Here is a 16,885-nt window from a genome sequence, read left to right on the forward strand (position 1 = left end):
AGAAAAGGAGACAAGACCAATGACCCGCCCCGCCCTTCCCTGGCGACGATGCCTGCTGGCACTGGCCGCCGCTGCCATGCTCGCCCCGGCGCATGCCAACACAACATGGCCCGCCAAGCCGATCAAGGTGATCGTCAACTTCCCCGCAGGCGGCGCGGCCGACCAGATCGCGCGCGCCATCTCGCAGCCGCTGCAGGAGTCGCTGAAGCAGCCGGTGGTGATCGAGAACCGCGCCGGCGCCAACGGCAACCTCGGCGGAGAGGCCGTGGCCCGCGCGCCGGCCGACGGCTACACGCTGCTGATGAGCTCTGGCGGCATGGTGTCGGTGAACCCGCACCTGTACTCGCGCATGAGCTTCGACCCTGCGAAGGACCTGGTGCCGGTGGCGGCCGCCGCGCGCGTGCTGGTGTTCCTGGTCACGCGGCCCTCGCTGCCGCCGGCGAACGTGAAGGAGTTCATCTCGTACGTGAAGGCCAACCCGGGCAAGCTGTCGTACGGCTCGCCGGGCAACGGCAGCTCGCCGCACCTCGCGGGCGAGATGTTCAAGACGCAGGCCAACCTGTTCGCGCTGCATGTGCCCTACCGCGGCGCCGCGCCCGCGCTGCAGGACCTGCTGGCCGGCCAGATCGACTACGCCTTCGACCCCGGCATCGCGCTCACGCAGGTGCGCGCGGGCAAGCTGCGGCTGCTGGCCGTGGGCAGCCCGAAGCGCTCGCCGCTCTTTCCCGACGTGCCCACGCTCGACGAGGCCGGGCTGCGCGGCTTCGACGCCGACACCGTGTTCGGCTTCTACGCTCCGGCCGGAACGCCGCCCGAAGTGGTGGCGCAGCTCAACGCGCAGATCAACCGCACGCTCGCGCTGCCGGCCGTGCAGGAGCGCATCGCGTCGATCGGCGGCGAGCCGCAGCCCGGCTCGCCGGCTGCGTTCCAGCAGCGCGCGGCGACGGACTTCCAGCGCTTCGGCGCGCTGATCCGCGAACGCCGGATCGCGGCGGACTGAGCAAGGATGGCCCAACTGCTCAACGTGGAAGACTACCGGCGCCGCGCCCGAAGCGCGCTGCCGCGGCTGGTGTTCGACTACATCGACGGCGGTGCGGAAGACGAGCGCTGCATGCAGCGCAACCGCGACGCGCTCGAAGCGCTGCCGCTGATTCCCGAATGCCTGCGCGACACCAGCAAGGTGGACATCGGCATCGAACTCTTCGGCCGCCGCTGGCGCGCGCCCTTCGGCATCGCGCCCATCGGGCTGGCCGGCCTGGTGCGCCCGCGCGCCGACGCGCTTCTGGCCGCCGCGGCGCAGGCGGCCGGCGTGCCCTTCGTTCTTTCCACCGCCTCCAACACACGCATCGAGGACGTGCGCAACGCCGCGCCCGATGCCGCGCTGTGGATGCAGCTGTACGTGATGGGCGAGCGCGCCATCGCCGAGCGCATCGTGCGCCACGCGCGCAATGCAGGCTTCGAGGCGCTGGTGCTCACGGTAGATGTTCCCGTGAGCGGCCTGCGCGAGCGCGACCTGCGCCACGGCTTCCGTGTGCCCATGCGGCTCACGCCCGGCACGGTGCTCGACATGGCGCGGCATCCCGCGTGGCTGCTGCGGCAGGCCGGCGGCGGCATGCCGCAGTTCGCGAACCTGCTTCCCGATGAAGAAGACAGCGCACCGGTCTCCGCGCAGACGCAGGCCGCGCTGCTCTCGCGCGCCATGGACCGCACGCTGACCTGGGACAGCCTGGGCTGGCTGCGCAGGCTCTGGGACGGGCCGCTGCTGGTCAAGGGCCTGCTGGGCGCCGAGGACGCGCGCCGCGCACTGCGGCATGGGGCGGACGGCATCGTGGTCTCCAACCACGGAGGCCGCCAGCTGGATGCCGCGCCGGCCACCATCGCCGCGCTGCCGGCCATGCTCGATGCGGTCGGCGGCCGCATTCCGGTGCTGTTGGACAGCGGCATGCGACGCGGCAGCGACATCGTCAAGGCGCTCGCGCTCGGCGCCAGCGCGGCGCTCGTGGGCCGCGCGCCGGTCTACGGACTGGCCTGCGGCGGCGAACAGGGCGCGCTCTCGGTGCTGCAGCTGCTCGCGCAGGAAACCGAACGCACGATGACCCTGCTCGGTGCCTCGCGCGTGGGCGAACTCGGGCGCCGGCACGTCGAAATGCATGCGCCGCGTTCGCACGCCGAACAGGCTGGGCCCGCACCCGTGCAGGCGCACGGGAAAGCCTCCATTTACCCCGCGCACGCGGCTGCCTAGATTGCGGATTCACTCGTAGAGACACACAACACAACGAAGGAGACCATGAAAGCCAATCGCCAATCCCGTCCGTCCCGTCGCCTGGCCACGAGCCTCGCGGCGGCCACCGCAGCCCTCGCGCTGACCGCCCCGGCCGTGCAGGCGCAGGACAAGCCGGTGCAGCTCAAGCTGTCGAGCTGGGTACCCGCGCAGCACCCGCTCAACCCCGCGCTGCAGGCGTGGGCCGACGACATCAAGAAGGAATCGGGCGGCACCATCACCGCGATCCTCTTCCCGTCGGAGCAGCTGGGCAAGGCATTCGACCACTACGACATGGCGCGCGACGGCATCGCCGACTTCTCGTACGTGAACCCGGGCTACCAGCCGGGCCGCTTCCCGGTGATGGCGGGCGCGTCGCTGCCCTTCCTGTTCGCCAACGGCAAGGAAGGCTCCGCCGCCATCGATGCCTGGTACCGCAACTACGCGGCCAAGGAAATGAAGGACGTGAAGTACTGCTTCGCCTTCGTGCACGACCCCGGCACCTTCCACTCGCGCAAGAAGATCACCGTGCCCGGCGACGTCAAGGGCATGAAGGTGCGCCCGGCCACCAGCACCGTGGGCCAGCTCATCACCTCGCTGGGCGGCACCAACGTGCAGGCCTCGGCCCCCGAGTCGCGCGACATGCTCGAGCGCGGCGTGGCCGACGCCATCACCTTCCCGTGGGGCTCCATCGGCCTCTTCGGCATCGACAAGGTGGTGAAGTACCACATGGACGTGCCGCTTTACGTCACGCCCTTCGTGTGGGTGATGAACAAGGGCAAGTACGACGCCATGTCCGCCGCACAGAAGAAGGTGATCGACGACCACTGCACCAGCGAATGGGCGCAGAAGGTGGCCGGACCGTGGGCCGACTTCGAGTTCGCGGGCCACGCCAAGATGGCGGCACTGTCGGGCCACGAGATCTACAAGCTCACGCCCGATCAGCTGGATGCATGGCGCAAGGCGGCGGCACCCGCCGAGGCGCAGTGGGCAGAGGGCGTGAAGAAGGCCGGTGAAGATCCGAAGGCCGTCATGGACGCGCTGAAGGCCAGCCTCGCCAAGTACAAATCGGCGCTCTGAGCGATGGCTACACGGTCCGCCAGCTATATGGACCGCGCGATCAACACGATCGAATGGCTCGCCGCCATCTTCGTGGGGATCGTCGCGCTCAACATCTTCGTGGCCGTGGTGCTGCGCAAGTTCTTCGACACCTCGATTCCCGACGCCTACGACTTCGGGCGCATGCTGCTGGGCATCCTGATCTTCTGGGGCATCGCGGCCACCAGCTACCGGGGCGGCCACATCACGGTCGACCTGGTGTGGACGGCGGCGAGCCCGCGCATGAAGCGCGCCATCGACGTGTTCGCCACGCTGGTGCTGCTCTTCGTGGTGGCGGTGCAGACCATCATGCTGTTCGACAAGGTGCGCGGCACCTATGTCGACAACGTGCAGACCTACGACCTCAACATCCCGACCTGGCCGTTCTACGCCGTGGCCTGGGCCGGCGACGTGTGCGCCGTGCTGCTGATCGCCATCCGCACCTACAGGCTGATCTTCCATCCCGAACAACTCGAAGAAGTTCACGCAGAACAGAAGGCCGACGAATGAGCCCCGATGCAGTCGCAGTGTTGGGCTTCGTCGCCCTCTTTGCTTTGATGTTGTTGCGCGTGCCGGTCGGCATGGCGATGGGCCTGGTGGGCGTGGTGGGCTACAGCTACCTCGTCGGGCCGGGCCCCGCGCTCAAGCTGGTGGGCCAGACCTCCATGCGCACCGTGACCGACTACACCTTCGGCGTGATCCCGATGTTCATGCTGATGGGAGCGCTGGTGTCGGTCTCGGGTGTGAGCCGCGAGCTCTTCAAGGCCGCCAACTCGATGATCGGCCACCTGCGTGGCGGCCTGGGCGTGGCCACCGTGGTGGCATGCGGCGGCTTCGCGGCGATCTGCGGCTCGTCGGTGGCCACGGCCGCCACGTTCTCGGCGGTGGCCTATCCGGAGATGCGCCGCTTCAACTACCCGCAGTCTTTCTCCACCGGCGTGATCGCCGCGGGCGGCACGCTGGGCGCGATCCTGCCTCCATCGACCGTGCTTGCGGTGTACGCCATCCTCACGCAGCAGGACATCGGCAAGCTCTTCATGGCGGGCATCGTGCCGGGCATCCTCGCGATGGCCATGTACGTGCTGACCATCGCGGTCATCGTGAAGACGCGGCCGGGCTGGCTGCCTGGCGGCGAGGTGAAGCCCTGGTCGGAGCGCCTGAAGGACCTGAAGAACGTGTGGGCGCCGCTGGTGCTGTTCGTGTTCGTCATCGGCGGCCTGTATGGCGGCTTCTTCACGCCGACCGAGGCGGGCGGCGTGGGCGCGAGCGGCGCCTTCATCCTCGGGCTGGTACGGCGCAAACTCGACGGGCCGAAGATCCGCGAGGCGCTGCTGTCGGCCACGCGCACGGCGGCGGCAGTGTTCACCGTGCTGATCGGCGCGCTGCTGTTCGGCTACTTCCTCACCATCACGCAGAGCCCGCAGAAGCTCACCGAGTTTCTTACCGGCCTGGGCATCGGCCGCTACGGCGTGCTCGCGCTCATCATGCTCATGTACCTGGTGCTGGGCTGCCTGATGGACGCGATGGCGATGATCATCCTCACGGTGCCGATCATCTACCCGGTGATCGTGCACCTGGGCTTCGACCCGATCTGGTTCGGCGTGATCATCGTGATGACGGTGGAACTCGGCCTGATCCACCCGCCGGTGGGCATGAACGTGTTCGTCATCAAGAGCGTGGTGAAGGACGTGAGCTTCACCACCATCTTCAAGGGCGTGCTGCCGTTCATCGTGACCGACATCGTGCGGCTGGTGATCCTGATCGCGTTCCCCATCATCGCCCTGTGGCTGCCGACGAGAATGGGCTGATGAGCAATACAAGCACCAACGCAACCAAGGAAGTCGTCTACACCGTGCGCGTGGAGTTCGGCGACTGCGACCCCGCCGGCATCGTCTGGTTTCCGAACTTCTTCCGCTGGATCGATGCGGCCTCGCGCCACTTCTTCGCCGAATGCGGCGTGCCGCGCTGGGAGGAAACGACCGAGACGCTGGGCGTGATCGGCACGCCGCTGGTCGACACGCACACGCGCTTCGTGAAGTCCGCGAGCTACGGCGACACGCTGCAGATTGCGGTGCGCATCACCGAGTGGCGCGAGAAGAGCTTCGTGCAGACCTACCGCGTGACGCGCGGGAGCGAGCTGGTCCTGGAGTGCGAGGAAGTGCGCATCTTCGGGGCGAAGCGCGAAGGCGGCGGGATCCGGGCCGTGGCGATTCCGCCTTCCATACGGGTGCTCTGCGAATAGCCGCGAAGCCGGCGCCACCTGCGCGGCGCTGGTTTTCACCTACGCCATATTTCTTCTTTCTCTTGCCGCATCACGCGTCCTGAGTCCTTTCGGCAGATATTCACCTCGCCCATGCCTCACAAATAATCACACGCATTACAAAGGCTTGGAGGCGAGCCGTGAACCATGTCTACCGTGTGATCTTCGACCGCCGGCAGAGCCGGTATCGCGTGGTTTCCGAACTGGCGAAAAGCGCCAGCGGTTCCGGAGGGACAGCAGTCAGGGGACGAAGGCGCACCGCGCGCAGGGGCGCAGCTCCTGCGCTCGGGGCGCTCGGGGCCCTCGCGGCCCTGGCCGCACTGGCACTGCATGGCGGCACGGCGCTCGCGGCCTGCACGCCCGCCTCGCCTGTCGACAACGACGTGGTCACCTGCACCGGCGTTCCGATCCTGCTGCCCCCCAACCCGAACAGCTTCCTGAGCAACGCCAACGGTCTTGCCGTCACGGTGCAGTCGGGCGGCATCATGAGCACCCTGCCGGGCGGCACGGCGATGACGCTGGGCGGCAACGGCATCACGCTCAACAACCTGGGCGCCATCGACGCCAACGCAGCGGGCTCCCTCGTGCTCTCGCGGGCCCTCACGATCGGCAACCTGGTCGTGCCCGGCAGCGGCAACGTCACGGTGAACAACCAGGGCATGATCGAAGGCACCTTCGACGGCACCTTCGGCCTGCTGGGCGCGGCGGCCGTCATCGCCACCACCGGGACCACGACTTTCAACAACAGCGGCACGATCGGCATGAGCGCGCTCGGGCTCTTCGATCCGATCAACTCGATCGCCGTCGCCGTGTACGGCGGCGGCAACGTCAACTTCACCAACACCGGAACGATCACCGGCCGCGTGGCCTTCCAGAGCCCCGACAGCGGCGGCAACGCCTTCGTCAACGCTGGCACGATCAACGGCAGCGTCTCGCTGGGCACGACGCTGAGCAACGACACTTTCGTGGCGGTCACGGGCTCGTCGATCAACGGCGGGCTGGTGCCGCTGCCCGGCGTGACCATTCCGACGCCCGCGGTGCCGCCGAGCTTCCTCACCTTCGCCGCCGGGGGTACGGTCGACGCGGGCATAGGGGGCAACGACACGCTGGTGCTGCAGAACACCGTGGCGGGGCCTGGTTCCGGCAGCGGCGGCGCGGGCACGGTCTCGAGCCTGCAGTACCTGAACTTCGAGAACCTCGTCGTCAACAGCGGCACCTGGACGCTCGAGGGCCCCGTGGTGAGCGGCGCGGCCGCGCTCAACGGCGGCACCGCGATCTTCGACAATGCGCTGTCCTTCGGCACCGGAACGCTCACGGCGAACGGTGGTTCCATGCAGGCCTCGGTGGCAGGCCTGACGCTGACGCAGAACATCAGCCTCACGGGCGGCCTGATCGTTCAGGGCGCAAACTCCCTGACGCTCGGCGGCACCGTCACCGGCGCCGGGGGGCTGATCAAGAACGGCAGCGGCGCGCTCACGCTGTCGGGGAACAACGACTTCAGTGGCGGGCTGGCCCTCAATGGCGGCGGCCTGACGCTGGGCAACGCGAGTTCGCTCGGCACGGGCCTGTTCCTGGTCGGCGGCCCCGCCACGCTCAACACCGCCTTCACCGGCACGCTGACCAATCAGGTGCAGCTCGACGGCGCGCTGACGCTCAACGGCGCGGGCACGCTGAGCTTGAACGGCAACATCAACGGGGGCGGCAGCCTGACGCTCGCCAGCGGCGACCTGGTGCTGAACGGCGCCAACAACTACAGCGGCGGCACCGTGCTGCAGGCCGGCTCGATAGACCTCGGTTCCGCAACCGCGCTCGGCTCCGGCGCATTGACGGTCGATGGCGCCGCCACGCTGACCGGCAAGAACGGCCTCGCGTTGAGCAACGACATCGTGCTCAACAACACGCTGAACCTGGGCGGCGGCGGAAGCGGCGGTGCGCTGACGCTCAATGGCAAGATCAGCGGCGCGGGCGGGATGAGCCTGGCCGGCGCGCCAGGGCTCACGCTCAACGGTGCCAACGACTTCAGCGGTGGCTTCAACCTGGGGGGCGGCCAGCTCACCGTGGGCAACAACTTCGCGCTGGGCACGGGCGCGGTGACGGTGAGTGGCGCCAGTTCGCTGGCAGCGAATACGCCCGTGGGCCTGACCAACAACTTCAACCTGAATGCGGGGCTGAACGTTGCGAGCAGCAGCGCTCTCTCGCTCAACGGCACCATCGGCGGCCTCGGCGGACTGACGCAGTCGGGGCCAGCCAAGCTCACCTTGGGCGGCGCCAATGGTTTCGCCGGCGGAGTGAACCTGCTGGGCGGCGGACTGGGCGTGGGCACCAACACCTCGCTGGGACTCGGCGCGCTCACGGTCAACGGCGCGGCCACGCTCGATGCCAGCGCGGGTGTGAACCTGGGCAACGCGGTAGTGCTCAACGCGGGCCTGGATGTGGGCGGCAGCAACGACATCGCGCTGGGCGGGCCGGTGTCGGGCGCTGGTGCGCTGTCGTTCAACGGCACGGGCAAGCTGAGCCTGAACGCTGCGAACGCCGGCTTCAGCGGCGGCGTCACGCTGGGCAGCGGCACGCTCGGCGTGGGCAACAACCTCGCGCTGGGCACCGGCGGGCTCGCCGTGACAGGCAACGCGAGCCTCACGGCGAACGTGCCGGGCATCGTGCTAGGCAACGGCGTAACCCTGGGCAGCGGGACCACGCTGAGCCTGACCGGTGCCAACGCGCTCGCGCTGGGCGGCACCATCACCGGCGCCGGCGCGCTCGCGGTGAACGGTCCCGGCGGCGTCACGCTAGACGGCGCGAGCGACTTCTCGGGCGGCGTTTCACTGGCGGGCGGCACTCTTTCGCTGGGCACCAGTACCTCGCTGGGCAGCGGCACCCTCGGCGTGACGGGCAACGCCGGCCTGCAAAGCGCGGCCGGCGCCCTGACGCTGGTCAACGCCGTATCGCTCGGCACAGGCGCGGGCCTGACGGTGGGCGGCGCCAACGATCTCACGCTGAACGGGCCCATCGGCGGCGGAGGCTCCCTCATCAAGACCGGCGCCGGCACGCTGGTGCTCGGCGGCGCCAACAACTTCGGCGGCGGTGTGACGCTGCAGGCCGGCACGCTCGGCGTGGGCACCGGCACCTCGCTGGGCACGGGCACGCTGACTGTGAGCGGCGCCGCCACGCTGACATCGAGCGCCGACGTCGCGCTGGCGAACGACGTCACGCTCAATGGCGCGCTGAGCGTCACGGGCGCGAAGAACATCGCACTGGGCGGCGTGATCGGTGGCGGCTCCGGCCTCAGCTACAGCGGCACCGGCATCCTGAGCCTTGGCGGCGCGAACGCCTATGCAGGCACCACCACCGTCGCTTCGGGCACGCTGCTGGCCACCAATGCGAGCGGCAGCGCCACGGGCACCGGCGCGGTCACGGTGCTGACCGGCGCCACGCTGGGCGGAACCGGCCGCATCGGCGGCGACGTCACCCTGAACACGGGCGCGAAGCTGGCTCCGGGCGCCGGCACCGCCGGAAGCTTTGGCGTGCTGGCCGTGGGCGGCAATCTTTCGCTCGCCGCCGGCAGCACGCTCGATTTCGATTTCGGCGCGCCTGGCCCCAACTTCAGCACGCCGGGCGCGAGCGACAGCGTGAGCGTGGGCGGCGACCTGTCGCTCGGCGGCGCGGTGACGCTGAACGTCGCCAACGCCGGCAGCTTCGGCCCCGGCGTGTACCGGCTCGTCGACTACGGGGGCTCGCTGACGGGCGCCGGCAGCCTTTCGCTCGGCGGCTTGCCGGGCGGCAGCACGGTGCTGCTGCAGAACCTCAGCGCCGACAAGCGCTTCAACCTGCTCAACACCACCGGCCTGACGCTGAATTTCTGGAACGCCGACGGCCTGGCCAGCCCGGTGCAATCCGGCGGCGGCACGGGCACGTGGTCGACCACCAGCCCGGTTTGGACCGACGCGGCCGGTACCGTGACCGTGCCCATGCAGCCGCAGCCGGGCTTCGCCATCTTCGGCGGCGCGCCGGGCACCGTGACCATCGACAAGACCGGTGGCGCGGTGCAGGCGCTGGGCATGCAGTTCACCAGCGGCGGCTATACGCTGGCCGGCGATGCGCTCACGCTGCTGGGCACCGGCGGCGGCAAGGCCGAGATCCGCGTGGGCGACGGCAGCGCGGCCTCTACGGGCTTCGTCGCGACGGTGAACAGCGCCATCGACGGCAGCGCGGGCATCGCCAAGACAGGCGCGGGCACGCTGGTGCTGGGCGGCACCAACACCTACACAGGCGGCACGACCGTGCAGGGTGGCGTGCTGTCGGTTTCCGCCGATGCCAACCTCGGCGCGGCCGGCGGCGGGCTCGCGCTCGACGGCGGGCGCCTGCAGATCACCGGCACGGGCTTCGCCGGTACGGCACGCGACATCGACATCGGCGCGGCGGGCGGCGGCATCGAGGTCGTCGACGCGGCCCACGACTTCACCGCGAGCGGCACGCTGGGCGGCAGCGGCACCCTCGTCAAATCGGGCCAGGGCACGCTGACCCTGGCCGGCACCAACACCCACACGGGTGCCACGGTGGTCGACTCCGGCACGCTGCGGCTCGGCGCGGCCGATCTGCTGAACCCGGCGGCGACGATCGCGCTGGCCGACAAGGCCGGCGCCACACTGGACCTGAACGGCTTCGACCAGACCATCGGCTCGCTCTCGGGCGGGGGCAGCGCGGGCGGCGAACTGAAGCTGGGCAGCGCGACGCTCACCACCGGCGGCGACAACACCAACACCACGTTCGGCGGCAGCCTGAGCGGCAGCGGCAGCGTCGTGAAGCAGGGCACCGGCACCTTCACCCTCGCCGGCTCGAACAGCTACGGCGGCGCGACGCAGGTGAATGCGGGCACGCTGCAGGCCGGTGCCGCCAACGCCTTCAGCGCGACTTCGGCCCACGGCGTGGCCGCGGGCGCGACGCTCGACCTCGCGGGCTTCAACCAGACCGTCGCGTCGCTGAACAACAGCGGCACGGTTTCGCTGCCGGGCGCGACGGCCGGCACCAGCCTCACCGTGACCGGGCCTTACGTGGGCAACAACGGCGTACTGCGGCTGGGCGCGGTGCTGAACGCGAGCGGCCCGTCCGACCGGCTGGTGCTCGACGGCGCCGGCGCCACGGCCAGCGGCCGCACCACCGTGCAGATCGTCAATCTCGCAGGCCTGGGCGCGCTGACCACCGGCAACGGCATCGAGGTGATCAGCGCCCTCAACGGCGCGACCACCACCGCGCAGACCACCAGGGACGCCTTCACGCTCGCCGGCGGGCACGTGGATGCCGGTGCCTACGAATACCGCCTCTATCCCGCCGATGCGAACGGTGCGGGCGAAAACTGGTACCTGCGCTCGACCACGGGCGCGGGCGGCCCCGGCGTGCCAGGTGCACCGGGCGGGCCGGGCCTGCCGACCTATCGCGCCGAAGTTCCGCTCTATGCCGCCCTGCCCCAGCAGTTGCGCCAGGCCAATGTCGCGATGCTCGGCAACCTGCACCTGCGCGGCGGCGACGAGATGCGGCAGCCCAACGACGCCGGCGACACGACGACTTACGCCGGACGCCGCGCATGGGGCCGCGTGCTGAGCACCGACATCGACGTGCGCCAGCGCGGCACCGTGAGCCCCGAGAGCAAGGGCCGCCTCACCGGCTTCCAGGCCGGCACCGACCTGTGGGCCGATGCGAACTGGCGTGCCGGCATCTACGTCGGCCAGCTCGAGGGCGACGTCGACGTGCGCGGCTTCGCCAGCGGCATCCAGGGCCTGCGCGTGGGCCGCAGCGATCTGCGCAGCCGCTACCTCGGGGTGTACGCCAGTTGGCACAACGATGCCGGCTGGTACACCGACATCGTGCTGCAAGGCGGCCAGCACCGCTACACCGCGCGGCCGCTTGCGAGCATGGGCAGCTCGGGCAAGGGCGACAGCTTCCTGGCTTCGTTGGAAGTGGGCAAGGCCTTCGACATCGGCGGCGGCTGGCGCGTGGAGCCGCAGCTGCAGCTCATCCACCAGCGCCTGAGCATGGACGGCGCGAGCATCTCCGGCGCGTGGATCACGCAGGACACGCACGACGGCCTGATCGCGCGCGCCGGCGTGCGCATCAAGGGCTCCATCGCCACCGGTGCCGGCTTGCTGCAGCCCTACGCGCGCATCAACGTGAACCGCGCATCGAGCGGCACCGACATCGCGCGCCTGACAGGGCCGGCCGGCAGCACCGGCATCGCCAGCGAAACAGGCGGCACCAGCACCGAACTGGCCGGCGGCTTCACCCTCGCACTCGGCGAGCGCACGGCGATCTACGGCGAGCTGGGCAAGCTGTGGGCCACCGGCGGAGACACGCGCATGAAGAGCTCGCTCAACGCCTCGGTGGGCGTGCGGGTGCGCTGGTAGCCCCGGCGTCGGCTTGCAGTCGCGCGAGCAGGCCATCCACGCCCTGGTCGATCAAGTCGAAGACCTCGACAAAATCCTTCTGCCCGCCGTACCACGGGTCGGGCACATCGCCCTCGATGCCGTCGGCGTATTCGGTGAACAGATGGATCTTGCCGGCCGTGCTGGCGGGCGCGAGCCTGCGCAGCGCCGCGCAGTGCTGCGCGGTCATGCCGATGATCAGTTCGAAGCGATCGAAGTCGGACTTGCGAACCTGCCGCGCGCAGTGCGCGTGCATCTCGATGCCGCGCCGCCTGGCCTCGGCCACGGAGCGCGGATCCGGCGGGTTGCCGCACTCTTCATTGGAGATGGCGGCGCTGTCGACTTCGACATCGAAGCCGGCTGCGCGAGCCTTGTGCATCAGGAGAACGTGGGCTGTCGGGGAGCGGCAGATATTCCCCGTGCAGATGAACAAGACTGACGGTGTCTTCATCGAATTGAATGCAGATTGAAAGGTTCGCGTCGAATGCTGCAGGCCAATCGCAACATGGAGGCAATAAGCCCGCGAATCGCATCGTAAAACACCGTCCCGCGGGTTGACGCACCCTGTGATGCGGTGCAACAATCCGGAAATCTTCATTTCGGAGCCCCGTGCGTGGACAGTGCCAGTTGGATCAGTGACAAGACGCGTGCCTCGGCAGGCGTGACACATCCGGCCCTCTAGCGCAGGCTTCCCCCGCGCTGCGTGCCGGTCGTTGCACACAGCGTGACCCGTTTGCCATTCCGGCAAGCGGCTCCCCTCCTCCCGATTTCCGTCGTTCTCGTCACTGACTTTTTCAGTCAGCTTGCGTGCGTCCGTGCGCGAGGCCCTTCTGTGCGAAGGAGCCTTGTCATGCGTCACTTCCATCTTCGTCGTCAGCCGCACGAACAGCCGCGTGTTCGTCCGTCGGCGCACGTGCCTGCGCACGCTGCGGCGGCGGAAGCAGCGCCTGCCGTGGATGCCAGGCTCGACCAGGCCGCCGCGCTCTGGACCACGCGCCGCATCCGCAGCTATCTGCTGCTGCAGCCGATCTGCGTGCCCCGCCGCTGAAGCGCGCGCCGCCACTCTTCTCTTCGAGCAATCCGCAAGCAACCCAGGAGCACACCATGGACCCCGCCTCTTGTTGGCGCCATAGCGCGCCCCCTTTGCCAAGACCTATTCCAACAACGACGCGGCCCGCTGCCGCGCCTCGCAGAGGGTTGAGCCCGGCCGGCTGATCGATGCCGGGGTTCTCCTTCCGCGGGCGCCGGTGGCGGCCGCTCCGAAGGAGAACATCATGAAGAACGTACTCAAGTCCTTTTTCGAAAGCTTCCTGCGCAGCCGCCACATGCTGCACCACTTCGAGCGCTGGCAGACGCTGCTGGGTTCGAAGCCCGTCGGAACCGGCTCCATCAGCATGCCGCCCGACATCGCGAAGGCCCTGAACGCGGCCTCGCGCACCGATGCCGGCGAGATGCTGGTCAAGCTCGGCAGCTCGCCGCGCGGCCTCAGCGAAGGACACGCGCAGGTGCTGCGCAAGCGCCTGGGCAGCAACGAGGTGCGCCACGAGCAGCCGCTGCGCTGGTGGCAGCACCTGTGGCAGTGCTACCGCAACCCGTTCAACCTGCTGCTGACAGTGCTGGCGCTGGTCTCCTACGTCACCGAGGACATGAAGGCCACGCTCGTCATCGGCAGCATGGTGGTGCTGTCGACGGTGCTGCGCTTCCTGCAGGAGTCGCGCTCCAACAAGGCAGCCGACCGGCTCAAGGCGATGGTGAGCAACACCTCCACCGTGCTACGGCCCGCCCCGGGCCACAAGGCGGGCGCGGCCGGCGACGAGGGCTTCGACACCACGCACGCCGGCACGGTGCGCGTCGAGGTGCCGATGCGCGACCTCGTGCCGGGCGAGGTGATCGCGCTTTCGGCCGGCGACATGATTCCGGCCGACTGCCGGCTGATCACGGCCAAGGACCTCTTCATCAGCCAGTCGGCGCTGACGGGCGAGGCGATGCCGGTCGAGAAGTTCGTGGTCGACCGTGGCGACCACGCGGTGGGCGCTCTCGAACGCGAGAACCTGCTCTTCATGGGCACCAACGTGATCAGCGGCACCGCCACCGCGGTGATCGTGCACACCGGCGACCGCACCTTCTTCGGCGCGCTGGCCCAGCGCGTGACGGCCGCCGACCGCGGCACCAGCGCCTTCCAGGCCGGCATCAACCGCGTGAGCTGGGTGCTGATCCGCTTCATGCTGGTGATGGCGCCGCTGGTGCTGGTGATCAACGGCGTGGCCAAGGGCGACTGGTGGGAGGCCGCGCTGTTCGCGCTGTCGATCGCGGTCGGCCTCACGCCTGAGATGCTGCCGATGATCGTGACCGCCACGCTGGCCAAGGGCGCGGTGGTGATGTCGCGCCAGAAGGTGATCGTCAAAAGGCTCGAAGCCATCCACAACTTCGGTGCGATGGACGTGCTGTGCACCGACAAGACCGGCACGCTGACGCAGGACCGCATCGTGCTCGAGCGCCACACCAACGCGTGGGGCGAGCAGTCCGACCACGTGCTGCAGCTGGCCTATCTCAACAGCTTCCACCAGACGGGACTGAAGAACCTGCTCGACAAGGCCGTGCTGAGCCACGCCGAGATGCAGCTCGAAACCCGCCTGCAGACCGCCTACCGCAAGATCGACGAAGTGCCCTTCGACTTCTCGCGCCGCCGCATGTCGGTGGTGGTGGCCAACGGCGGCAGCGAGCACCTGCTGATCTGCAAGGGCGCGCTGGAAGAGATCCTTTCGGTGTGCGCCTCGGTCGAACGCGGCGCGGAAGTACTGTCGCTCGACGCCGACGTGCTCGCGCGCATCCACAGCGTGGCCTCGGAGCTCAATGCCCAGGGCCTTCGCGTGGTGGCCGTGGCCAGCCGCTCGCTGAAGGTCGATGAGCAGAAGCCGGCCTACGGCGTGACTGACGAATCGGGGCTCACGCTGCTGGGCTACGTGGCTTTCCTCGATCCACCGAAGGAATCGACCGCGCCCGCGCTGCGCGCGCTGGCCGAGCACGGCGTGGCGGTGAAGGTGCTGACGGGCGACAACGAGCTGGTCACGCGCAAGGTCTGCGCCGACGTGGGCCTCGAAGTGGGCCGCATCGTTCTCGGTGCGGAGATCGAGGAGATGGTCGATGCCGACCTGAAGCTGGTCGTCGAGGCGCACCAGGTCTTCGCCAAGCTCACGCCCGCGCACAAGGAACGCATCGTTCACGCGCTGCATGCCAACGGGCACGTGGTGGGCTTCATGGGCGACGGCATCAACGACGCGCCCGCGCTGCGCGCCGCGGACATCGGCATCTCGGTGGACAGCGCGGTGGACGTGGCCAAGGAGTCGGCCGACATCATCCTGCTCGAGAAGAGCCTGATGGTGCTGGAGCAAGGCGTCATCCAGGGCCGCCGCACGTTCGCGAACATGCTCAAGTACATCAAGCTCACCGCGAGCTCGAACTTCGGCAACGTGTTCTCGGTGCTGGTGGCCAGCGCCTTCCTGCCCTTTTTGCCGATGCTGCCCCTGCACCTGCTGGTGCAGAACCTGCTGTACGACGTGTCGCAGATCGCGATCCCGTTCGACAACGTGGACGACGAGTTCCTCAAGAGCCCGCAGCGCTGGAACCCGGCCGACCTGGGCCGATTCATGGTGTTCTTCGGCCCGCTGAGCTCGGTGTTCGACATCCTCACCTTCACGGTGATGTGGTTCGTCTTCGCAGCCAACTCGGTGGATCACCAGACGCTCTTCCAGTCGGGCTGGTTCGTCGAAGGCCTGCTGTCGCAGACGCTGATCGTGCACCTGATCCGCACGCGCAAGATCCCCTTCCTGCAAAGCCGCGCCGCATGGCCGTTGCTGATCATGGGCGCCGCCATCGCCGCCGTGGGCATCTGGCTGCCGATGGGGCCGCTGTCGCACTACTTCAAGCTGCAGGCCCTGCCGCTGGCGTACTTCCCGTGGCTGGCGGCGATGCTGCTGGGCTACGCGCTGCTGACGCAGGCGGTGAAGGGGTGGTATGCGCGCAGGTACGGGTGGCAGTGACTTCTCGCGGCCGTCCGGCTTGCATGACATGTTCATGACACCGGGCGGCTTCAAACTGCCGCACCAACATCAACAACAAGAGGGAATCCATCGATGCAAGCCATCCACAACATCAACCTGGCTTCGCTGCTCGACACCTTCATCAGCGTGGCCGCTGCGTTCATCCTCGGCTCGGTGATCGGCCTGGAGCGCCAGATACGGCAGCGCACGGCGGGCCTTCGCACCAACACGCTGGTGGCGGTGGGCGCGGCGGTGTTCGTCGACATGGCCTACCGGCTGGACGGCAGCGGGGGCGCCGTGCGCGTGGTGGCCTATGTGGTGTCGGGTATCGGCTTCCTGGGCGCGGGCGCGATCATGAAGGAAGGCGCCAACGTCACGGGGCTGAACACAGCGGCGACGCTGTGGGGATCGGCGGCAGTGGGCGCCTGCGCGGGCGCGGACCTGCTCGGCGAAGCACTCATTGCGGCGCTGTTCGTGCTGGCCAGCAACACGTTGCTGCGGCCGGTTGTGAACCGCATCAACCGCCAGCCGATCAGCGAGGAGAGCAGCGAAGCGACGTACGTGGTGCGCGTGATCTGCTCGCGCGCGGCGCGGCCCGACGTGCTCGACCATCTGCTGGTGCTGCTGGAGGCCGCGAACTACCCGGTGCGCGACGTCGACCAGCACCCCTTCGGGCCGGCCGACACCGAGATCGGTGCGACGCTCTACGCGACGGCGGTCGAGCCCGAGGAGCTCGACCGCGTCATCGAGGAACTGGAAGCGCTCGACGGCGTGCAGCAGGCCTTCTGGAATGCCACCGCCGAAGAGTAAGGGG

At 68.9% G+C, this 16,885-nt stretch carries 11 protein-coding genes; 10 read left to right on the forward strand and 1 reads right to left on the reverse strand.

The window, feature by feature from the left end:
* The first annotated feature begins 19 nt into the window (after positions 1 to 19).
* The 7 genes from ABL843_RS22605 to ABL843_RS22635 all read left to right on the forward strand — a co-directional run bounded on the left by ABL843_RS22605 (position 20) and on the right by ABL843_RS22635 (position 12,013).
* On the forward strand, positions 20 to 1,000 hold the full coding sequence (locus ABL843_RS22605; RefSeq protein WP_126024307.1) for a Bug family tripartite tricarboxylate transporter substrate binding protein: 981 nt from the start codon (positions 20 to 22) through the stop codon (positions 998 to 1,000).
* Positions 1,001 to 1,006: 6 nt separating this feature from the next.
* Positions 1,007 to 2,242, forward strand: coding sequence for an alpha-hydroxy acid oxidase (locus ABL843_RS22610; RefSeq protein WP_418117395.1), 1,236 nt, complete (start codon positions 1,007 to 1,009; stop codon positions 2,240 to 2,242).
* 45 nt (positions 2,243 to 2,287) lie between these two features.
* Complete coding sequence (locus ABL843_RS22615; protein ID WP_418117396.1) at positions 2,288 to 3,340, forward strand: TRAP transporter substrate-binding protein; 1,053 nt, start codon at positions 2,288 to 2,290, stop codon at positions 3,338 to 3,340.
* A gap of 3 nt (positions 3,341 to 3,343) precedes the next feature.
* A complete protein-coding gene (locus tag ABL843_RS22620) occupies positions 3,344 to 3,868 on the forward strand; it encodes a TRAP transporter small permease (RefSeq protein WP_418117397.1) in 525 nt (174 codons plus the stop codon).
* On the forward strand, positions 3,865 to 5,166 hold the full coding sequence (locus ABL843_RS22625; protein WP_418117398.1) for a TRAP transporter large permease: 1,302 nt from the start codon (positions 3,865 to 3,867) through the stop codon (positions 5,164 to 5,166). Before ABL843_RS22620 ends, ABL843_RS22625 begins: the two co-directional genes overlap by 4 nt.
* Entirely contained in the window at positions 5,166 to 5,600 is a 435-nt protein-coding gene (locus ABL843_RS22630; protein ID WP_418117399.1) for an acyl-CoA thioesterase, read from the forward strand. Before ABL843_RS22625 ends, ABL843_RS22630 begins: the two co-directional genes overlap by 1 nt.
* Positions 5,601 to 5,758: 158 nt before the next feature.
* A complete protein-coding gene (locus ABL843_RS22635) occupies positions 5,759 to 12,013 on the forward strand; it encodes an autotransporter outer membrane beta-barrel domain-containing protein (protein ID WP_418117400.1) in 6,255 nt (2,084 codons plus the stop codon).
* Here ABL843_RS22635 and ABL843_RS22640 read toward each other — a convergent pair.
* Positions 11,979 to 12,629 carry a low molecular weight protein-tyrosine-phosphatase gene (locus tag ABL843_RS22640; RefSeq protein ID WP_418117401.1) on the reverse strand — a complete coding sequence of 217 codons (651 nt, stop codon included), beginning with the start codon at positions 12,627 to 12,629 and terminating at the stop codon, positions 11,979 to 11,981. The genes ABL843_RS22635 and ABL843_RS22640 overlap by 35 nt on opposite strands.
* A gap of 252 nt (positions 12,630 to 12,881) precedes the next feature.
* Here ABL843_RS22640 and ABL843_RS22645 point away from each other — a divergent pair, with 252 nt between their 5' ends.
* From ABL843_RS22645 to ABL843_RS22655, 3 genes are all read left to right on the forward strand, one after another.
* Positions 12,882 to 13,079 (forward strand): hypothetical protein, encoded by a 198-nt coding sequence (locus tag ABL843_RS22645; RefSeq protein ID WP_184641513.1) that lies wholly within the window; start codon positions 12,882 to 12,884, stop codon positions 13,077 to 13,079.
* Between the two features lie 226 nt (positions 13,080 to 13,305).
* Complete coding sequence (mgtA, locus tag ABL843_RS22650; RefSeq protein ID WP_418117402.1) at positions 13,306 to 16,071, forward strand: magnesium-translocating P-type ATPase; 2,766 nt, start codon at positions 13,306 to 13,308, stop codon at positions 16,069 to 16,071.
* A gap of 93 nt (positions 16,072 to 16,164) precedes the next feature.
* Complete coding sequence (locus tag ABL843_RS22655; protein ID WP_126024302.1) at positions 16,165 to 16,881, forward strand: MgtC/SapB family protein; 717 nt, start codon at positions 16,165 to 16,167, stop codon at positions 16,879 to 16,881.
* The last annotated feature ends 4 nt before the right edge of the window (positions 16,882 to 16,885 follow it).

Origin of the sequence: Variovorax sp. 350MFTsu5.1 (assembly GCF_048302515.1) — a bacterium.
GTDB lineage: Bacteria > Pseudomonadota > Gammaproteobacteria > Burkholderiales > Burkholderiaceae_C > Variovorax > Variovorax guangxiensis.